Source organism: Streptomyces sichuanensis (assembly GCF_020328095.1).
Lineage (GTDB): Bacteria > Actinomycetota > Actinomycetes > Streptomycetales > Streptomycetaceae > Streptomyces > Streptomyces cinnamoneus.
The window spans coordinates 1-16,534 of sequence record NZ_JAIXMK010000020.1 but is presented as its reverse complement, the minus strand read 5'-3'; the positions used below and the strand labels follow the sequence as shown (position 1 = coordinate 16,534).

The 16,534-nt window shown below is 75.8% G+C and carries 18 protein-coding genes; 11 read left to right on the top strand and 7 right to left on the bottom strand.

Features of this window, described 5'->3' with window-relative positions; all coding sequences use genetic code 11:
• Positions 1 to 2 precede the first annotated feature (2 nt).
• Both LE181_RS09425 and LE181_RS09420 read left to right on the top strand, forming a co-directional pair.
• Positions 3 to 680, top strand: a complete 678-nt coding sequence (locus tag LE181_RS09425) for a futalosine hydrolase (protein ID WP_225660753.1) — start codon at positions 3 to 5, stop codon at positions 678 to 680.
• Complete coding sequence (locus tag LE181_RS09420; protein ID WP_225660752.1) at positions 677 to 1,528, top strand: 1,4-dihydroxy-6-naphtoate synthase; 852 nt, start codon at positions 677 to 679, stop codon at positions 1,526 to 1,528. The genes LE181_RS09425 and LE181_RS09420 overlap by 4 nt, the downstream gene beginning before the upstream one ends.
• A 5-nt stretch (positions 1,529 to 1,533) precedes the next feature.
• On the opposite strand, the gene LE181_RS32440 is transcribed toward LE181_RS09420, so the two are convergent.
• Entirely contained in the window at positions 1,534 to 1,917 is a 384-nt protein-coding gene (locus tag LE181_RS32440; RefSeq protein ID WP_190064580.1) for a cold-shock protein, read from the bottom strand.
• 248 nt (positions 1,918 to 2,165) lie between these two features.
• On the opposite strand from LE181_RS32440, the gene LE181_RS09410 reads away from it, so the two are divergent.
• A complete protein-coding gene (locus tag LE181_RS09410) occupies positions 2,166 to 2,414 on the top strand; it encodes a DUF4407 domain-containing protein (RefSeq protein ID WP_225660751.1) in 249 nt (82 codons plus the stop codon).
• Here LE181_RS09410 and LE181_RS09405 read toward each other — a convergent pair.
• Positions 2,381 to 3,043, bottom strand: a complete 663-nt coding sequence (locus LE181_RS09405) for an HAD family hydrolase (protein WP_225660750.1) — start codon at positions 3,041 to 3,043, stop codon at positions 2,381 to 2,383. The genes LE181_RS09410 and LE181_RS09405 overlap by 34 nt on opposite strands.
• 117 nt (positions 3,044 to 3,160) lie before the next feature.
• On the opposite strand from LE181_RS09405, the gene LE181_RS09400 reads away from it, so the two are divergent.
• Genes LE181_RS09400 through LE181_RS09390 form a run of 3 tightly spaced genes read left to right on the top strand, consistent with a single transcriptional unit; the run spans position 3,161 to position 6,068 of the window.
• Positions 3,161 to 4,192 carry a FecCD family ABC transporter permease gene (locus tag LE181_RS09400; RefSeq protein WP_225660749.1) on the top strand — a complete coding sequence of 344 codons (1,032 nt, stop codon included), beginning with the start codon at positions 3,161 to 3,163 and terminating at the stop codon, positions 4,190 to 4,192.
• Positions 4,189 to 5,244 (top strand): FecCD family ABC transporter permease, encoded by a 1,056-nt coding sequence (locus tag LE181_RS09395; protein ID WP_225660748.1) that lies wholly within the window; start codon positions 4,189 to 4,191, stop codon positions 5,242 to 5,244. The genes LE181_RS09400 and LE181_RS09395 overlap by 4 nt, the downstream gene beginning before the upstream one ends.
• Entirely contained in the window at positions 5,241 to 6,068 is an 828-nt protein-coding gene (locus LE181_RS09390) for an ABC transporter ATP-binding protein (protein ID WP_225660747.1), read from the top strand. Before LE181_RS09395 ends, LE181_RS09390 begins: the two co-directional genes overlap by 4 nt.
• 99 nt (positions 6,069 to 6,167) lie before the next feature.
• Here LE181_RS09390 and LE181_RS09385 read toward each other — a convergent pair whose 3' ends face one another.
• Positions 6,168 to 7,088 carry a hypothetical protein gene (locus LE181_RS09385; RefSeq protein ID WP_263868667.1) on the bottom strand — a complete coding sequence of 307 codons (921 nt, stop codon included), beginning with the start codon at positions 7,086 to 7,088 and terminating at the stop codon, positions 6,168 to 6,170.
• 190 nt (positions 7,089 to 7,278) lie between these two features.
• Between LE181_RS09385 and LE181_RS09380 the strand changes: the two genes are divergently transcribed.
• Positions 7,279 to 9,771 (top strand): helicase C-terminal domain-containing protein, encoded by a 2,493-nt coding sequence (locus LE181_RS09380; protein WP_225660745.1) that lies wholly within the window; start codon positions 7,279 to 7,281, stop codon positions 9,769 to 9,771.
• Here LE181_RS09380 and LE181_RS09375 read toward each other — a convergent pair.
• The 3 genes from LE181_RS09375 to LE181_RS09365 are packed head-to-tail and all read right to left on the bottom strand — an operon-like array spanning position 9,734 to position 13,199.
• A complete protein-coding gene (locus LE181_RS09375; protein ID WP_225660744.1) occupies positions 9,734 to 11,227 on the bottom strand; it encodes a PTS transporter subunit EIIC in 1,494 nt (497 codons plus the stop codon). The two genes, LE181_RS09380 and LE181_RS09375, sit on opposite strands and share 38 nt — an antisense overlap.
• A 33-nt stretch (positions 11,228 to 11,260) precedes the next feature.
• Complete coding sequence (gene murQ, locus LE181_RS09370) at positions 11,261 to 12,202, bottom strand: N-acetylmuramic acid 6-phosphate etherase (protein ID WP_225660743.1); 942 nt, start codon at positions 12,200 to 12,202, stop codon at positions 11,261 to 11,263.
• 58 nt (positions 12,203 to 12,260) lie between these two features.
• Positions 12,261 to 13,199: a MurR/RpiR family transcriptional regulator gene (locus tag LE181_RS09365; RefSeq protein ID WP_372458298.1), complete on the bottom strand. Its 939-nt coding sequence runs from the start codon at positions 13,197 to 13,199 to the stop codon at positions 12,261 to 12,263.
• Between the two features lie 63 nt (positions 13,200 to 13,262).
• On the opposite strand from LE181_RS09365, the gene LE181_RS09360 reads away from it, so the two are divergent.
• Complete coding sequence (locus tag LE181_RS09360) at positions 13,263 to 13,625, top strand: DUF8819 family protein (protein ID WP_190112910.1); 363 nt, start codon at positions 13,263 to 13,265, stop codon at positions 13,623 to 13,625.
• Positions 13,622 to 13,897, top strand: a complete 276-nt coding sequence (locus LE181_RS09355) for a DUF4031 domain-containing protein (protein ID WP_225660742.1) — start codon at positions 13,622 to 13,624, stop codon at positions 13,895 to 13,897. The genes LE181_RS09360 and LE181_RS09355 overlap by 4 nt, the downstream gene beginning before the upstream one ends.
• Positions 13,898 to 13,901: 4 nt before the next feature.
• Here the strand turns inward: LE181_RS09355 and LE181_RS09350 are convergent, their stop codons facing one another.
• Positions 13,902 to 14,579 carry an HD domain-containing protein gene (locus tag LE181_RS09350; RefSeq protein WP_225660741.1) on the bottom strand — a complete coding sequence of 226 codons (678 nt, stop codon included), beginning with the start codon at positions 14,577 to 14,579 and terminating at the stop codon, positions 13,902 to 13,904.
• A gap of 202 nt (positions 14,580 to 14,781) precedes the next feature.
• Between LE181_RS09350 and LE181_RS09345 the strand changes: the two genes are divergently transcribed.
• A complete protein-coding gene (locus LE181_RS09345) occupies positions 14,782 to 14,970 on the top strand; it encodes a hypothetical protein (RefSeq protein WP_225660740.1) in 189 nt (62 codons plus the stop codon).
• A gap of 168 nt (positions 14,971 to 15,138) precedes the next feature.
• The gene (locus LE181_RS09340; protein ID WP_225660739.1) at positions 15,139 to 15,837 is read left to right on the top strand and encodes a copper homeostasis protein CutC; all 699 of its coding nucleotides are present in this window, start codon (positions 15,139 to 15,141) and stop codon (positions 15,835 to 15,837) included.
• The last annotated feature ends 697 nt before the right edge of the window (positions 15,838 to 16,534 follow it).

Below are 16,534 nucleotides of genomic sequence, written 5' to 3'. Positions count from 1 at the left end.
CGCTGCGCCGGGCGACCCCGGCGGGGCCGGACGGCCCGGTGCTCGACGTGCTGGCCGCCGGCGTGGGCCCGGGGGCCGCGGCGGCCGGGACGGCGACGGCGCTGACCGCCGCCGCGCTGGCCGGGCGGCCGTACGAGCTGGTGATCTCGACGGGCATCGCGGGCGGCTTCGCCCCGGGCGTGCCGGTCGGCGCCGTGGTGGTCTCCGACGCGATCGTCTCCGCCGATCTGGGCGCGCAGTCCAGCACCGGCGGTTTCCTGTCGGTCGAGGAGCTGGGCTTCGGGAGGGTGACGCACGGGGCGCCGGAGGCGCTGGTGCGTGCCGTCGCCGAGGCCACCGGCGCGCTGCGCGGGGACGTGCTGACGGTGTCGACCGCGACGGGCACCGCCGAGCGGGCCGCGGAGCTCGCCGGGCGCCACCCGCAGGCGGTGGCCGAGGGCATGGAGGGCTTCGGGGTCGCGGAGGCGGCGTCGGCGCACGGCGTGCCCGTACTGGAACTGCGCGCGGTCTCCAACGAGGTCGGGCCGCGCGACCGCAGCGCCTGGCGCATCGGCGAGGCGCTCGGCGCCCTGTCGGGCGCCTTCCGCGAGCTCGGCGCCGCCCTCGGTGCGGCGGCCGCTCCCGGCGACGACAAGGCCGCTCCCGGCGGCGAGGACGACGAACCGGAGGTCTCCGGATGAACAAGCCGCTCCGGATCGCCTACTCCCCCTGCCCCAACGACACCTTCGTGTTCGACGCCTGGGCGCACGGCCGGGTGCCGGGAGCGCCCGCGCTGGATGTGACGTTCGCGGACATCGACGTCACCAACGGCATGGCCGAGCGCGGAGAGTTCGACGTGCTGAAGGTGTCGTACGCGGTGCTGCCGTGGGTGCTGGACGAGTACGCGCTGCTGCCGTGCGGCGGCGCGCTGGGCCGGGGCTGCGGCCCGCTGGTGCTCACCAAGGAGGCGGCGGAGCCGGCCGGCCTGGCCGGGAAGACCGTCGCGGTGCCCAGCGAGCGGTCCACCGCCTACCTGCTGTTCCGGCTGTGGGCGGCCACCGAGGTGCCGGGCGGCGTCGGCGAGGTCGTCGTGCTGCCCTTCCACGAGATCATGCCGGCCGTGCGCGACGGGAAGGTGGACGCCGGCCTGGTCATCCACGAGGCCCGGTTCACCTACCGCGACTACGGCCTGACGTGCCTGGCCGACATGGGCGAGCACTGGGAGGACACCACCGGGCTGCCCATCCCGCTGGGGGCGATCATCGCCAAGCGGTCGCTGGGGGCGCCGGTGCTGCGGCAGCTGGCCGAGGCGGCGAGCACGTCGGTGCGGATGGCCTGGGACGACCCGACGGCCTCGCGCCCGTACGTCCTGGAGCACGCGCAGGAGATGGACCCGGCGGTGGCGGACCAGCACATCGGGCTGTACGTCAACGAGTTCACGGCCGGCCTCGGGGAGGCGGGCTACGCGGCGGTGCGGGGGCTGCTCACACGTGCCGCGGCCGAGGGGCTCGTACCGCCCCTCGGCCCGGACGCGCTCGCGTTCGTCTGACGGACTCAGACGTCCAGCTGGTCGGCGACCGCGCGCAGCATGCCCGCGATCTTGGAGCCGTGTGCCTTGTCGGGGTAACGGCCGCGCTCCAGCTGCTGGGTGACGTTCTCCAGGAGCGTGGTGAGGTCCTGGACGATGGAGGCCAGCTCGTCGGGCTTGCGGCGCTGCGCGGCGGCGACCGACGGGGTGGGGTCGAGCAGCGTCACCGTCAGCGCCTGGTCACCGCGCTGGCCTGCTACGACGCCGAACTCCACGCGCTGGCCGGGCTTGAGGGCGTCGACCCCGTCCGGGAGCACCGAGGAATGCACGAAGACGTCTCCGCCGTCGTCGCGGGAGAGAAAGCCGAAGCCCTTCTCGCTGTTGAACCATTTGACCTTGCCGGTAGGCACGTCTGTCCTCGTCCTCGTGTCTCGTCGGATACCGAAAAAAGCCGAAACATCTGCAGTATCTGCAATATCTGCAATCAACAGAAAAACAGCTCTGGATAGCACTACAGCGGGCCGCAGGACCCGCTACCCCCAAGGCTAATGGTCCCCGGCCCGGTGACAAGACGTCCTCGGGTCGTACCTCTGCGCGTCCGGTCCGATCACCGTCGTCCCGGCCGCCGTGCCGCCGCACAGGGATCTACCCTGGTCGGGTGAGTAGCGAAACGCCCCGAGCCGGGGATCTGCTGGTACGGACCGGTGCCGTCGTCTTCCTCGTCGGCGCGGTGGCCACCCTGGCCACGATGGCCCCGCTGTTCCTGGGCGGCGATCCGCTGCCCCCGGCGGCGTGGTTCGTGTGCATGCTGATGGGCGTCGGTTTCCTGATCTCCGGGGCCGGGGTGCTGCGCTCGGTCGCGGAGCAGCGCCGTCAGGCGGGCGGGGCGAGCTCGGCGTCGCAGTAGTCGCGCAGCCAGGCGGGGAAGTCCGGCAGGCCCCCGGCGAGGACGACGTCCGCTCCCGCCGCGCGCAGTTCCTCCGGTCCGTACGGGCCGGTGGGCACCGCCACGGCGAGCGCGCCCGCGGCGCGGGCTCCGCGCACGTCCCCGAGGTGGTCGCCGACGTAGACGGCCGCGGCGTGCTCGCGCAGCGCCACGGCCTTGCCCTCGGCCCACAGGCCGCCGACGAGTACGTCGGGCTCGATGCCCAGGTGGTCGAGGTGGAGCCGGGCGTTGCGGGGGAACTTGGCGGTGACGACGATCGCCCTGCCGCCCAGCTCCCGGACGGCGGCCACCGCTTCGCGGGCGCCGGGCAGGGCGGGCGAGGGGGTGATGCCGTGGTCGGGGTAGGCGGCCAGGTAGAGGGCCGCGGCCTCGTCGACCTTCTCCTCCGGGAACCAGTTGCGCAGTTCGTCCTTGAGCGGCGGTCCCAGCCGGCTGACGACCAGGTCGATGTCGATGTCCGCGCCCGTGGCCGCCACCAGCGTCTCGTACGCGGCCCGGATGCCGGGCCGGGAGTCGACCAGCGTGAGGTCGAGGTCGAAGCCGACCGTGAAGCGGTGGCCCGTGTGCGGGGCCTGCGGAGATGGCGTCATGCACCGCATTGTGCCGCGATGCCCACCCGTACACTTAGCCTCGCCTAAGTCCAGGCCGGTCCCGCGGCCGGTACCAGCCGTCGCGGTCCGATCCGGCCGTCCGCCGAAGTGGAAGCAATGTCAGCCGCCGTCCCGATCAGCAGCCCCAGGTCGTCCCTGGTCCGCCGCCGCGTCGGCTGGACGGCGGCAGCGGTCGCCGCCCTGCTGGTCGCGGTCCTGCTCAGCCTCGCCGCGGGCAGCCGCCCGGTGGCGCCGTCCCAGGTCGTCGACGCCCTGCTGCACGACGGGACGGACAAGGCGACCGTCATCGTGCGCAGCATGCGGCTGCCCCGCACGCTCATCGGCGTGATGGTCGGCGCGGCCCTGGCCATGGCGGGGACGGTCATGCAGGGCATCACCCGCAACCCCATCGCCGACCCCGGCATCCTCGGCGTCAGCCAGGGCGCCTCGCTGGGCGTGGTGCTGGCGATCGCGGTCGCCGACGTGCACGCGCTGAACGGCTACGTGTGGTTCGCGTTCGCGGGCGCGGCCCTGGCCGCCGTGGGCGTGTACGCCATCGCCTCGCGCGGCCGCGGCGGGGCCTCGCCCGTGAAGCTGGCACTGGCCGGGGCCGCGGTCAACGCGCTGCTGGTCTCCGTCATCTCCGGCGTCCTGACCACCGAGGCGTCCGCGCTGGACGAGTTCCGCTTCTGGCAGGTCGGCTCGATCGCCGGGCGGGACGCGGACCTCGTCGGCCAGATCTGGCCGTTCCTGCTCGTGGGCGCGGTGCTGGTGCTGTCGGTGGCCCGCGGGCTGGACGCGCTCGCGCTGGGCGAGGACGTGGCCCGGGGCCTGGGCCAGAACGTGGCGCTCGTACGGATCGCGGGCGGGCTCGGCGCGACGGTCCTCACCGGCGTGGGCGTCGCGGCCGCCGGCCCGATCGCCTTCCTGGGCCTGGCGGTGCCGCACATCGCCCGTGCGGTCGTCGGCAACGACCACCGCTGGGTGCTGCCGATGGCGGCGCTCCTGGGGCCGGTGGTGCTGCTGACGGCCGATGTCGTCGGCCGCGTCGTCTACACGCCCAGCGAGGTGCCCTCCGGTGTGATGACCGCGCTGATCGGTCTGCCGTTCCTCGTCAGCCTGGTACGCCGCAAGGCGGTGGCGGCATGAGCGCCGGCGCGCCGGTGCGGCCGGCCGGGTACGCCCTCGTGCGGGCCGGGCGCGGCTCGTTCCTCGTCCACCGGCGGGCCACCGTCGTGGCGCTGGGCCTGACCGTGCTGCTGGCCGCCGCCTGCCTGCTGTACCTGTGCGTGGGCAAGAGCTGGGTCGGGCCGGGCGAGGCGCTGAAGGTGGTGTTCGGTCAGCCCTCCGCGCAGGAGCTGACCGTGGGCTCCTTCCGGCTGCCCCGGATGACGGTCGGTCTGCTGGCCGGTGCCGCCTTCGGCGTGGCGGGCGCCCTCATCCAGACCGTGGCCCGCAACCCGCTGGCCAGCCCCGACATCATCGGCGTCAGTCAGGGCGCGAGCGCCCTGACGGTCGGTGCGATGACCTACGGCATCACCTCCTACGCCGCGCTGCCCTACGTGGCGGTGGCGGGCGGGCTGCTGGCCGCGGCGCTCGTGTACGCCTTCGCCTGGCGGGGCGGGCTGCAGGCCGCCCGCTTCGTGCTGATCGGCATCGGCTTCGCGATCGCGCTGCGCTCGGTCACCCACCTCTTCCTCACCAAGGGCGACTACCTCGTCGCCCAGCAGGCGAAGGTGTGGATGACCGGCTCGCTCAACTCCCGCGGCTGGGACGAGGCGGCCCCGCTGGCCTGGACGCTGCTGGTCCTGGCCCCGTGCGTGTGCTGGGCGGCGCGGGCGCAGCGCACGGTCTCGATGGACGACGACACGGCCACCGCGCTCGGCGTGCGGCTGGGGCGGGTGCGGCTCGGGCTGGCACTGCTGGGCGTGGTCCTGGCCTCCGTCGCCACGGGCGCGGCCGGACCGGTGGACTTCGTGGCGCTGCTCGCCCCGCAGATCGCCCGCCGGATGACCCGCACCGCGCAGATCCCGCTGCTGTGCTCGGCCCTGACGGGCGCGTTCGTCGTGGTCGTGGCGGACCTGATGGGGCGCAAGCTGTTCGAGCCGACAGAGCTGCCGGTGGGTGTGCTGACCGCCGCGGTGGGCGCCCCCTATCTGATCTGGCTGATCGCCCGCAGCCGCACCGGAGGCAGAGCATGAGCGCGAGCACCGGCGTCGGTGACGGCGTCGCGGCCACGAGCCGCCTGGCCGCCCGCGGCCTGACCCTCTCCTACGAGGACCGCACCGTCGTCGACGGCCTCGACCTGGAGATCCCGGACGGCGAGGTCACCGTCGTGGTGGGCCCCAACGCCTGCGGCAAGTCGACGCTGCTGCGCGCGCTCGGCCGGCTGCTCAAGCCGGCGCGGGGTGCGGTGTTCCTCGACGGCGAGGAGCTCGACCGCCTCCCGACGCGCCGGATAGCGCAGTCGCTGGGCCTGCTGCCGCAGACTCCGGTGGCGCCCGAGGCCATCACCGTGGCCGACCTGGTCGCCCGCGGCCGTCAGCCGCACCAGCGCTGGTGGCAGCAGTGGTCGGAGGCCGACGAGCGCGCGGTGACGGACGCCATGGCGCGCACGGACGTCACGGCCCTGGCCGGCCGCCCGGTGGACGAGCTCTCCGGCGGGCAGCGGCAGCGCGTGTGGATCGCGATGGCGCTCGCCCAGGAGACGGACCTGCTGCTGCTCGACGAGCCGACGACGTACCTGGACATCTCCCACCAGGTCGAGGTCCTGGACCTGGTGCGCCGGCTCAACCACGAGCGGGGCCGCACGGTGGTGGCGGTGCTGCACGACCTCAACCAGGCGGCGCGCTACGCGGACCACATCGTGGCGATGAAGGCGGGTCGCGTGGTGGCCGCCGGCCGTCCGTCGGAGGTGGTGACGGCGGAGCTGGTGCGGGAGGTCTTCGGCCTCGCGTGCGTGGTCGTACCGGACCCGGTGACGGGCGGCCCGCTGGTGGTCCCGGGCAAGCCGTGGGGGGCGTGAACCGGCCCGGGGCCTGACCTCGCCCCGGGGCGGTGACCTCGCCCGGCACGGTGCGGACCCGGCCGGGCACCCTGGCCGGGCGGCGCGGTCCCGGGCGGATCAGCCCGGGCGGCGGGCCCGCCACAGGACGAAGGCCGCCGACGCCACTGCTGCCACCTTCACCACCACCGGCAGCGTCTCGGACAGCGCCGCGCCCATCTCGCCCTCCGCTATGGGCGCTCCCCAGCGGCCGTTCGTCCGGCCCCACAGCCACACCAGGCCACCGGCCACCACCAGCCCGGGCACGCCCATGACGGCCAGCTTCGACTCCGTCTGCGTCAGCCGGCGCGTGACGTACGCCAGGGCCCAGCCCGCGACGATGACGAGCCAGTTGCCGAGGACGGCGCCCGTCACGAGCAGCACGGCGACCAGCAGGAGCAGCGGGCTCATGGGGACGCCGGCGCGTGAGTACCAGAAGCGGAAACGGCGGTCCGAGGACTCCTGCCCGGCTTCGTCCTCGGCCTCGGACTCGTCCTCCTCCGCGTCCTGCCCGGGCTCCGGCGCCGGCGAAGCCCGCCGCTTCTCCGGCTTCTCCGCCGCGCCGCGCCCCGCGGGCTGCGGCGGCTTCAGCATGTCGGGGATCTCGATCCCGCCGACGAAGCCGTGCACCTCGTCCCCGCCCTGGAAGGGCCCCGGTTCCAGCCCCCACCCGTCCGGGTGAACGCCGCTGACCGGGCGCAGTTCGTCCTCCGTGGCCAGGTGCGGCGGCAGGGCCGCGCCCGGTACGCGGCGGGCGGCCGCCGTCTCGCCGTGCTGCCGTTGGACGGGGACGCGCCCGGCCCCCTCCGCTCCGCTGCCGGCGACGGCCACGGCCTCGGCGGGGGTGCCGAGCCCGTCGAGGATGCGCTGCACGGCGGTCGGGCTGTCCGCCCCCTCCGCGGCGCGGCGGCGTTCGATCTCGGCGCGCAGCCGGGAGACCAGGCGCATGCGGTCGCCGGAGGTGAGGGCCTGTCTCTGGGCGAGGTCCCCGACCTTGCTCAAATAGTCATAAACAAGCTGATCGCTCTCGATCCCCACCTAAACCCCCAAGACCGCACGAGCCGTCGAACCCCACCGAAGGTACCGGTTTCCCGCCCCGGGGTCTCCGGGCGCGGAAGAAGCCGGGGGCCGGGCGGGGCCACGGCGGGCCGAAGCCCCGGCCGGCCGGCACGGACCCGGTACCGTAAGCAGAATGACCACTTCGCGGGAGACCGGCAGCACCGCCGACACCACCGGCTCGCCCGGCGTCGGCAGCGCACCGCGCACGCTCGCCGAAGAGCTGCGCACCCGTCCCGACGAGGCCCTCGCCGGCCTGTTGAGGGCCCGGCCCGACCTGCTCAACCCGGTGCCCGGGGACCTCACGCAGCTGGCCACCCGGGCCTCGACCCGGGCCTCGGTCGTGCGCGCCCTGGACCGGCTGGACCGCTTCGCGCTGCAGGTCGCCGAGGCCCTCGCCGTGGCCCCGGACCCGTGCCCGTACCCCACCCTGGCCGCGCTCATGACCGGCTGGGAGGACCGTCCGGGCGATACGGCCGGCGACGCGGTCGCCGAGGCGGTCGCGGCCGGGCTGCCGCGCGCCGTGGCCGTCCTGCGCGAGCAGGCCCTGGTCTGGGGCGGCGAGGACCGGCTGCGCCTGGTGCGCACCGCCCGCGAGCTCCTCGCCCCCGCCCCGCAGACCCCCGGCGTCTCCTCCCCCACCGGCCTGGGCCCGACCGTCGGCGAGGCCGCGTCCGGGATGTCGCCGGGACGGCTGCAGGAGATCCTCGCCGCGGCCGGGCTGCCCGCGACCCACGACCCGGTGAGCGCCGTCGCCGCCCTGACGGACCTGTTCCGCGACCGCCGTCGCATGGCCGCACTGCTGGCCGGGGCACCGGCCGAGGCCGTCGCCGTCCTGGACCGGCTGGTGTGGGGCCCGCCGCACGGCACGGTCACCGCCGACCCCGCCCCGCACCTGCGCTGGCTCCTGGACCGCGGCCTGCTGCTGCCCACCGGCCCCGGCGGGGTGGTGCTGCCGCGTGAGGCCGCGCTGCACCTGCGCGCCGGGCGCGCGCACCGCGCCCCCGAGCCGACGCCACCGGAGCTCGCGCCCGTCACCGAGCACTCGGTGCGGCTGGTCGACACGACCGCGGCCGGGCAGGCGTTCACCGCCCTGACGACCGTGGAGGAACTGCTCGGCGCCTGGGAGACCGGCGGCCCGCTCGTCCTGCGGGCCGGCGGCCTGAGCGTCCGGGACCTCAAGCGCACCGCGGCCGCCCTCGACGCGACCGAGGCGGCCACCGCGTTCTGGGCCGAACTCGCCTACGCGTCCGGGCTGCTCGCCTCCGACGGCGAGGTCGACGAGCGTTACGTGCCCACCCCCGCCTACGACGACTGGCTGCTGCTGCCCGCCGAGCAGCGCTGGTCCCGGCTGGCCGCGGCCTGGCTCGCGGCCACCCGCACCGCGGGCCTGGTGGGCGAGAAGGACGCCAAGGGCCGCACGGCGGCGGCCCTGGGACCGGACCTGGACCGGGGGCCCGCCCCGGAGGTGCGGCAGCGCGTGCTGACCCTGCTCGCCGGGCTGCCCGAGGGGGCGGCGGTCCCGCCGGACGCGCTGCTGGCCAGGCTGCGGTGGGAGCGTCCGCCCCGCACGGCCACGGACGACCTGCGGTCGCGGCTGGCGCTGTGGACGCTGGCCGAGGCCGAGCAGCTCGGCGTGACGAGCCGGGGCGCGCTCTCCGGCCACGGCCGCGCCCTGCTGCGGGACCCGGCCGCCGCGGCCGGCGTGCTGGCGCCGTTGCTGCCCGAACCGCTCGACCACGTCCTGCTGCAGGCCGACCTGACCGCCGTCGCCCCGGGCCCGCTGCGCCGGCCGCTCGCCCGGACCCTCGCCGTGCTCGCGGACGTCGAGTCCAAGGGCGGCGCGACGGTCTACCGCTTCACTCCGGACTCCGTGCGCCGCGCCCTCGACGCGGGCCGCACCGCGGCGGACCTGCGGGCGTTCCTGACCGAGCACTCCCGCACGCCCGTTCCGCAGCCGCTCGCCTACCTCGTCGACGACATCGCCCGCCGGCACGGCCGGCTGCGGGTCGGCGCCGCGTCCTCGTACCTGCGCTGCGACGACGAGTCGGTGCTGGCCGAGATCCTCGCCGACCGGCGCTCGGCCCCGCTGCGGCTGCGCCGCCTGGCGGCGACCGTGCTGGCCTCCCAGGCCGCGCCGGACGCCCTGCTGGAGGGGCTGCGCGCGATGGGCTACGCCCCGGCCGCCGAGTCCGCGGAGGGCGACGTCGTCGTCACCCGCGCGGACACCCACCGCACGCCACCGCGCACGCCCCCGGCGCCCGTTCCGGACGGCCCGCCGACGCCGGACGCCACGCTCCTCGGCGCGGCCGTCCGCGCCATCCGCGCCGGCGACCTGGCCTCGACCACCCCCCGCAAGCCGGCCGCGGCCCCCGCGACCACGGCCGGCGGCCTGCCCCGCACCACCTCCGCCGACACCCTGGCCACCGTCCAGGCCGCCGTCCTGACGGGCGCCGCCGTGTGGATCGGCTACGTCAACGCCGACGGGGCGGCCAGCCAGCGCGTCATCGCCCCCATCCGGGTCGAGGGCGGCTTCGTGACGGCCTACGACCACACCGCGGACGAGGTGCGCACGTATCCGCTGCACCGCATCACGGGCGTGGCGGAGCTGGCGGACGACGTGGTGTGAGACGCCGTGGGGTGAGGCGGCGCGGTGCCGGGCGGCGCCCGTCCGTCCCGGTACCGGCCGGCGCGCTCTCCTCGCGCAGCCCGAAGAAGTACGTGGCCAGGAAGCCGGTCCCGTAGCCCACCAGCAGCCCCAGGCCGTAGATCGCCACGGTCCGACCGAGCCCGTGGTTGCCCTTGAGCAGGGGGAAGAGGGCCCAGCCCGAGGGGCCGATGGCGGTGGAACCGACCTTGTCGCCCAGCTGGTTGAACAGGCCGACGACCGCGCCGCCGAACGCGCCGCCCACGCACGCCGTGACGAACGGCCGGCCCAGCGGCAGCGAGACCCCGTAGATCAGCGGCTCGCCGATGCCCAGCAGCCCGGCGGGCAGCGCCGACCGGATGGTCCTGCGGACGGAGGTGTTGCGCGCGAGCCGGACGTAGACGGCCAGGGCCGCGCCGACCTGGCCCGCGCCCGCCATGGCGAGGAGGGGCAGCAGGACCGTGTAGCCCTGCTCGGCGATCAGCGTGGTGTGCAGGGGGATCAGCGCCTGGTGCAGCCCCACCATCACCAGGGGCAGGAACAGTCCGCCCAGCACGAAGCCCGCCGCCGCGCCGCCGCTGCCCAGCAGCCGGTCCGCGAAGTGCCCGATCGCCGCCGACACCCCGCCCGCCAGGAACATCAGCCCGTACAGCGTGGCCAGCCCCGGCAGCAGCACCGTCAGGAACGGCGTGACGAGCACGTCGACGGCCTCCGGCACCACCCGCCGGCACCACTTCTCGACCCGCACCGCCAGCAGCGCCGCGGCCAGCGCGCCCAGGACCCCGCCCTGGCCGGGCGCGAGCCGCTGGCCGAACGCGTCGACGTGGGCGACGCCCGGATAGACGACGACGGCCGCGACCGCACCGCCCAGCACGGGCGTGCCCCCGAACTCCTTCGCCGTCTGGTGGCCGACGAACACGGCGATCAGCGACATGAAGCCCCCGGCGACGGCGGTGAGCGCCGGGACGAGCGAGGGCAGCCAGTGCAGGTTGGCGAGGAGCCCGGCGAGGCCGGCGATGACGCCGCAGCCGATCAGGGCGGGGATCAGCGGCACGAAGATCTGCGCGACGCGGCGCAGGAGGAGCTTGAACGGGGTGGCGTTGCGGGCCTTCTGTTCGGCCCGCAGGGCCGCCCCGCGCTCGGCGAGGGACTCGGCGGTGACCGCCGTCGCCATGCCCTCCAGCTCCGCGGTCACCCGGGCGACGGCGCCCGGTCCCAGCACGATCTGGTACTGCGCCGGGGAGGACGCGGCGTCCTCCACCACGCCCAGCACGCCCGGCAGCGTCCGCAGCCCCTCGCCGTCGACGAGCGCGCGGTCGCGGACCGCGACGCGCAGCCGGGTCATGCAGTGGGTGGCGGACAGGAGGTTGGTGGCGCCGCCGAGGAGGGGCAGGAGTGCGGCGGCGGTGGCGCTGTGCTTGCTGTCGTCCGATGACATGGGGCCTTGCTCGGTTTCGGGGATGACACCGCGTCAGGGTGGGGTGGCCGCCGCGCGCAGGGCGGCGCGCAGGTGCCCGTGCGATGCGTCGAGCAGCCGGGCGGCGGTGGGGCCGTCGACGTCGCCGAGGAGGACGAGGATGGCGTTCTTGACCTCGCCGTCGGTCGCGGCCAGCGCGTTCTCGATGTCACCGTCCGCCGCGCCCGTCGCGAGGGCGACGATGCGCCGCGAGCGGGCGCGCAGCTTCTCGTTCGAGGCGCGGACGTCGACCATCAGGTTTCCGTAGGTCTTGCCGAGGCGGATCATCGTGATGGTCGAGAGCATGTTGAGGACGAGCTTCTGTGCCGTGCCGGCCTTCAACCGCGTCGAGCCGGTGAGCAGTTCGGGCCCCACGACGACCTCGACGGCATGCTCGGCCGCCGCGCCCAGCTCGGAGCCGGCGTTGCAGGCCAGGCCGATGGTGAGCGCCCCGGCGGCACGCGCGTGCCGGACCGCGCCGATGGCGTAGGGGGTGCGGCCGGAGGCGGAGACGCCGACGACGGTGTCGTCGGGCCCAACCTTCAGCGCGTCCAGGTCGGCGGCGGCCAGCGCGGCGCTGTCCTCGGCGCCCTCGACGGCCGCGACCAGGGCGCCGGGCCCGCCCGCTATCAGGCCGACGACCTGCGCGGGGTCGGTGTTGAAGGTGGGCGGGCACTCGCTGGCGTCCAGCACCCCGAGACGCCCGGCCGTACCGGCGCCGGCGTAGACGAGCCGGCCGCCGCGGGCCATCCGGGCGGCGGTGGCGTCGATGGCGCCGGCGATCACCGGAAGCCGCTCGGCGACGGCGGCGGCCACCGTCGCGTCCTCCGCGTTCATGATCGCGGCGATGTCGTGGGTGGACAGCTGGTCGATGTCGGCGAGGTCCGGCCGGAACGCCTCGGTGGTGAGCGTGGCGAGCTGGGCGCGGAGGGCGGCGAAGGCGGCGGTCGAGGTCATGATCTCTCCGTGCGGGCGGACGGAACACGGGCGGACGCGACGCGGGCCCACGGGAACGTCAGCGCCGGTCGCGCGGGTCGTGCCGGTGCGCCAGCGCCTCGTACGACGCGGACAGCGCGGGCGCCGCGTCGTCGTACGTGCGCTGGGCGACGCCGATGAACAGGCAGTCCACCACGAGAAGCTGGCTGGTGCGGCTCGACATGGCCGCGGGCCGCAGCTCACTCTCCCGTGCGGAGGACGTGGTGAGGATGTGGTCGGCGTACTGCGCGATCTCGCCGCCCGGCCGGCCGGTGATCGCCACCGTCGTCGCGCCGCGCTCGAAGGCGACCCGCAGCGGCTCGATGACGTCGGTGGTCCGCCCGGAATGGGTGATGGCGATCGCCACGTCGCCGGAGCGCAGCTGGACGGCGTTGGTGACGGCCAGGTGGGGGTCGGCGGGCGCGTGGGCGATCAGGCCGATGCGCAGCAGCTTCTGGACGAGGTCCTGCCCGACGAGGTTGGAGGCGCCGATGCCGTAGACGTCGGTGCGCCGGGCGGCGGCCAGGGCGGCGACGGCGGCCTCCAGGGCGGCCGTGTCGAGCCCGGCGGCGGTGTCGGCCAGGCACTGCGCCTCTTCGTGCGCGAGCTTGGCGACGACGCTGGCCAGCGGGTCGTCGACGGCGATGTCGGCGGTGACCGAGGGCGCCCGGCCGGCCGCCTGCTCGGCGGCGAGCGCGGCGAGCGCGAGCCGCAGGTCCCGGTAGCCGGGGTAGCCGAGGATGCGGGCGGTGCGCACGACGGTGGCCTCGCTGGTGCCGGTGCGCTCGGCGAGGCCGGTGACGGTGAGCGCGGCGGACCCGGCCGGATCGTTCGCCACGGCCTCCGCGACGCGCTGCATGGAGCGGGTCATCGAGGGGGCGAGCGTACGGACCTTGGCGGCGAGGGCGGCCGGGGGCGTCGGGGTGGCAGGGGGCGTCGGGGCGGAGGTTCCGGCAGTTTCTTTCACCTTGCTGCTCACAGCTCGAAAGGTATTTTCGGCCCGGTGTGCCGTCAACCCTCCGGCGAGCCGACAATGGGTCACATGGAGCTCGAACAGGCACTGCACACGGCGCGGGCGCTGGTCCTCGCCGACCTCGTGGCCGGTGATGCGGCGGAGGCCGACGTGGTCTCGCTCGTGGAGGACGCGGTCGCCCACCGCAGGTGGTGGGTGGAGCAGTGGCCGGAGGGCGTCGCGTTCCTGCCCGGGCTGGTGGCCCAGGACGTCCAGGACGCCCTGCTGGAGCGGCACGGCCGCTGGCCGCTGTGCCCGGTCTGCACCGACTCGGGCGACCCGCACGCGCTGGAGGTCGAGCCGGAGCTGGGCCCCGACCCGCACTGGGCCTGCACCAAGCAGGCGGTGCTGGTCGCGCGAGTGGGCTCGCTGGCGACGGCCCTGCGCCGGTGATCTACATCGACCCGCCGAACTGGCCGGGTCACGGTCGCATGTGGTCGCACCTGATCAGCGACGAGTCCTTCGACGAGCTCCACGTGTTCGCGGCCGGCCTGGGCGCCCCGCCCCGGGCGTTCGACGGCGACCACTACGACGTGCCGGCGGCCTCGTACGCGGAGGCGGTGCGGCGGGGAGCCGCCGAGGTGGGCAGCAAGGAACTGGTGCGCCTGCTGAGGGAGGCGGGCCTGCGACGCCCGAAGCGCACCCGGGGAACCGGCGGGCCCTGACCCCTCAGGCGGTCAGCAGCTCCAGCTCGGTGGTGAGGTTGCGGCGCGCGAGCAGCTCCCACCGGTCGTGCCCCAGCGGCGTGCGGAACAGCCGCGGCAGGTCCAGCAGCCGGCGCAGCACGTCGGCGCGGCCGGCCCGGAACGCGTCGTCGGGCACGAAGCCGTACTCCTCGCGGACGGCGGCCGCGTAGGCCGCGTACTGCTGCGGCGTGCCGCCGAGCACGGCGAGGTCGGCGTCGCACAGCGTCTCGCCGTTGTGGTCGCCGGGCACGGGGTCGTGGCCGACGGTGAGCCGCACGAGCCGGGCGACCTCGGCGGTGCGTCCGGCGTCGACGCCCAGCTCGGCCAGGGCCCGCTCGGCGAGGTGGGCGGAGCGCTCCTCGTTCTCGGAGCGGTCGGGCCGGTAGACGGCGTCGTGGAACCAGGCGGCCAGGCGCACGGACTCGATGTCGTCGGCGTGCGCGGCCAGGGCGTCGAGGTGCCCGAGGACGGCGTCGAGGTGATCGGCGGTGTGATACCGCCGCTGCGGCTCGGACCACCGGGCGAGGAGGTCCTCGGCGTACGGGCCCGGGTCGGGCCCGTCGGCGGCCCGGACCTGCTCGACGGTCTGCCGCCACCGGGCCCGCAGGCTCTCGTGCCGGGCGTGCGGGGGGCCGGACGGGGGCTCGGGGGTGTCTGCCATGGGGACCAGTGTGGGGCACGGCGACGGCCGGGCCGAAACCGTCCGGAAATGCCGCACCCCGGGCCGGAATCATTCACCGGCAGCGGGCGGCACCCGGATGGAATTATTCGAATCGCCGTTTCCCGCCCGCTCTCCCGTGGATAGCTTTCCGGAGAAAAATGCGCAGGCACTGCTGAATTTACACATTTCGAGGGGAGGCGACGTGAACGAGCCGACAAAGGCGTCCGCCGTGACGCTCGGCGGCGCCGCCCTCATCAGCCCCGCCCGGCGCACGGCCCACGACGCCGGCGACTTCGGCGGCACGGTGAAGGCCACGGTGGCCAACGGCTGCACGCAGCCGGTCCGGTCCTACGGCTTCGGCTGGACGGCCAAGAGCCCGATTTCCTGCTGACGACGCCACACGAACCCCCGGCATGCGCGCCACTTCCCGTCGATGCCCCTGACGGCGCGCATGCCGGGCGCCGGGCACCCTCACCGGCACCGGCACCGACACCGCCCCATCGGGGGAATCGCGGGGTTCGGCTTCCTGCCCGGTCCACGGGTGTGGGAGGCTTGTTACATGTCTAGACCAATTCTTGAGGTGATCGCGCTCGGCCCCGAGGACGCGGTGGCGGCACAGTCCGGAGGTGCGGACCGGCTCGAACTGGTCAGCGACATGGCCGCGGACGGGCTGACCCCGGCGCGCGAGACCTTCGCGGCGGTCCGCGCCGCCGTCGACATCCCCGTGCGGGTGATGCTGCGCGCCACCGACGGCTTCGCCGCGGGCGGCGCGGCCGCCCTGGCCACCCTGTGCGAGGAGGCGCGGGCGCTGCGCGCGGAGGGCGCGGAGGAGTTCGTCCTCGGCTTCCTCACCGACGACGGCCGCGCCGATCTGGCGGCCGTCTCCGACCTGGCCGAGGCCATCGGACCGCGGGCCCGCTGGACGTTCCACCGCGCCATCGACCGCGCGGCCGACCGCAACGCCGTGCGCAAGCAGCTCGCCGACCAGCCGGGCCTGGACACCTACCTGACCGCCGGCTCCGCCTCGGGCGTCGACGACGGCCTCGCCACGCTCCTCGCGGAGGCGGCCCGCGGCGACGAACCGGGTTACGAGCCGCGCATCATGGCAGGCGGCGGCCTCCAGCTGAAGCACGTACCGGTACTGCGCGAGGCAGGCATCACCGCGTTCCACATCGGAACGGCGTCCCGCCCGGCAGGCTGGGACTCCCCGGTCTCCCCGTCCGCGGTCCACACCTGGCGCACGACCCTGGACGCCTGAGCAGCGCAGCCCAAGGGGCGGGCCCCGTCCCGTCGGCGCCCGCCGGCCGGTCTCCCGCCCCCGGCGCCAGCCGGGGGCGTCACCTCCTGCCCACGGCCGCAGACGCCCGGGGCCACCCCTTCCCCCACGGCCGCAGACGCCCGGGGCCGCCCCTTCCCCCACCACTGCGGCAGCCGCTCAGCCCCGGGCCACCCGTCGCCACACCGCCGCAGGCAGGCACCAGGCCCCCGCCGCCGCAGACGCTGGGACCGCCCCCGGCTCCCCTTCCCCCACCACCACGGCAGCCGCTCGGGCCCCCGGCCCCCCTCGCCCCACCGCCGCAAGAGCCGGGCCCCACCGCCGCAGACACCCGGGACCGCCCCCTCCCCCACCACCACGGCAGTCGCTCGGCCCCCGGCCCCCCTCGCCCCACCGCCGCAAGAGCCGGGCCCCCACCGCCGCAGACACCCGGGACCGCCCCCCTTCCCCCGCCACCGCAGGCGCCCCGGTGCCCGCCCGCCCCCACCCGGCCGGAAGGCGCCCGGGGGGCCGGGGGCTTGCCCCCGGTTTCGGGAAGGGGCGGGACTGGGGAAAGAAAACCCGCCGCAACGGTGCTCAGCCCGCGCGGCGCGCCCCGGCGGTGCCGACCGCCACCGGCTCCGCGCCGGCCGGATCCGCCCCCGCGACAGGCGCCCCCGCCCCCGGGCCGGCCGGAGCC

Coding starts and splice junctions, on each gene's coding strand:
- LE181_RS09395 (WP_225660748.1), top strand. CDS start 4,189: ATGAGCGCCGGCGCGCCGGTGCGGCCGGCCGGGTACGCCCTCGTGCGG.
- LE181_RS09375 (WP_225660744.1), bottom strand. CDS start 11,227: ATGTCATCGGACGACAGCAAGCACAGCGCCACCGCCGCCGCACTCCTG.
- LE181_RS09405 (WP_225660750.1), bottom strand. CDS start 3,043: ATGACGCCATCTCCGCAGGCCCCGCACACGGGCCACCGCTTCACGGTC.
- LE181_RS09420 (WP_225660752.1), top strand. CDS start 677: ATGAACAAGCCGCTCCGGATCGCCTACTCCCCCTGCCCCAACGACACC.
- LE181_RS09400 (WP_225660749.1), top strand. CDS start 3,161: ATGTCAGCCGCCGTCCCGATCAGCAGCCCCAGGTCGTCCCTGGTCCGC.
- LE181_RS09360 (WP_190112910.1), top strand. CDS start 13,263: ATGGAGCTCGAACAGGCACTGCACACGGCGCGGGCGCTGGTCCTCGCC.
- murQ (WP_225660743.1), bottom strand. CDS start 12,202: ATGACCTCGACCGCCGCCTTCGCCGCCCTCCGCGCCCAGCTCGCCACG.
- LE181_RS09350 (WP_225660741.1), bottom strand. CDS start 14,579: ATGGCAGACACCCCCGAGCCCCCGTCCGGCCCCCCGCACGCCCGGCAC.
- LE181_RS09390 (WP_225660747.1), top strand. CDS start 5,241: ATGAGCGCGAGCACCGGCGTCGGTGACGGCGTCGCGGCCACGAGCCGC.
- LE181_RS09340 (WP_225660739.1), top strand. CDS start 15,139: ATGTCTAGACCAATTCTTGAGGTGATCGCGCTCGGCCCCGAGGACGCG.
- LE181_RS09380 (WP_225660745.1), top strand. CDS start 7,279: ATGACCACTTCGCGGGAGACCGGCAGCACCGCCGACACCACCGGCTCG.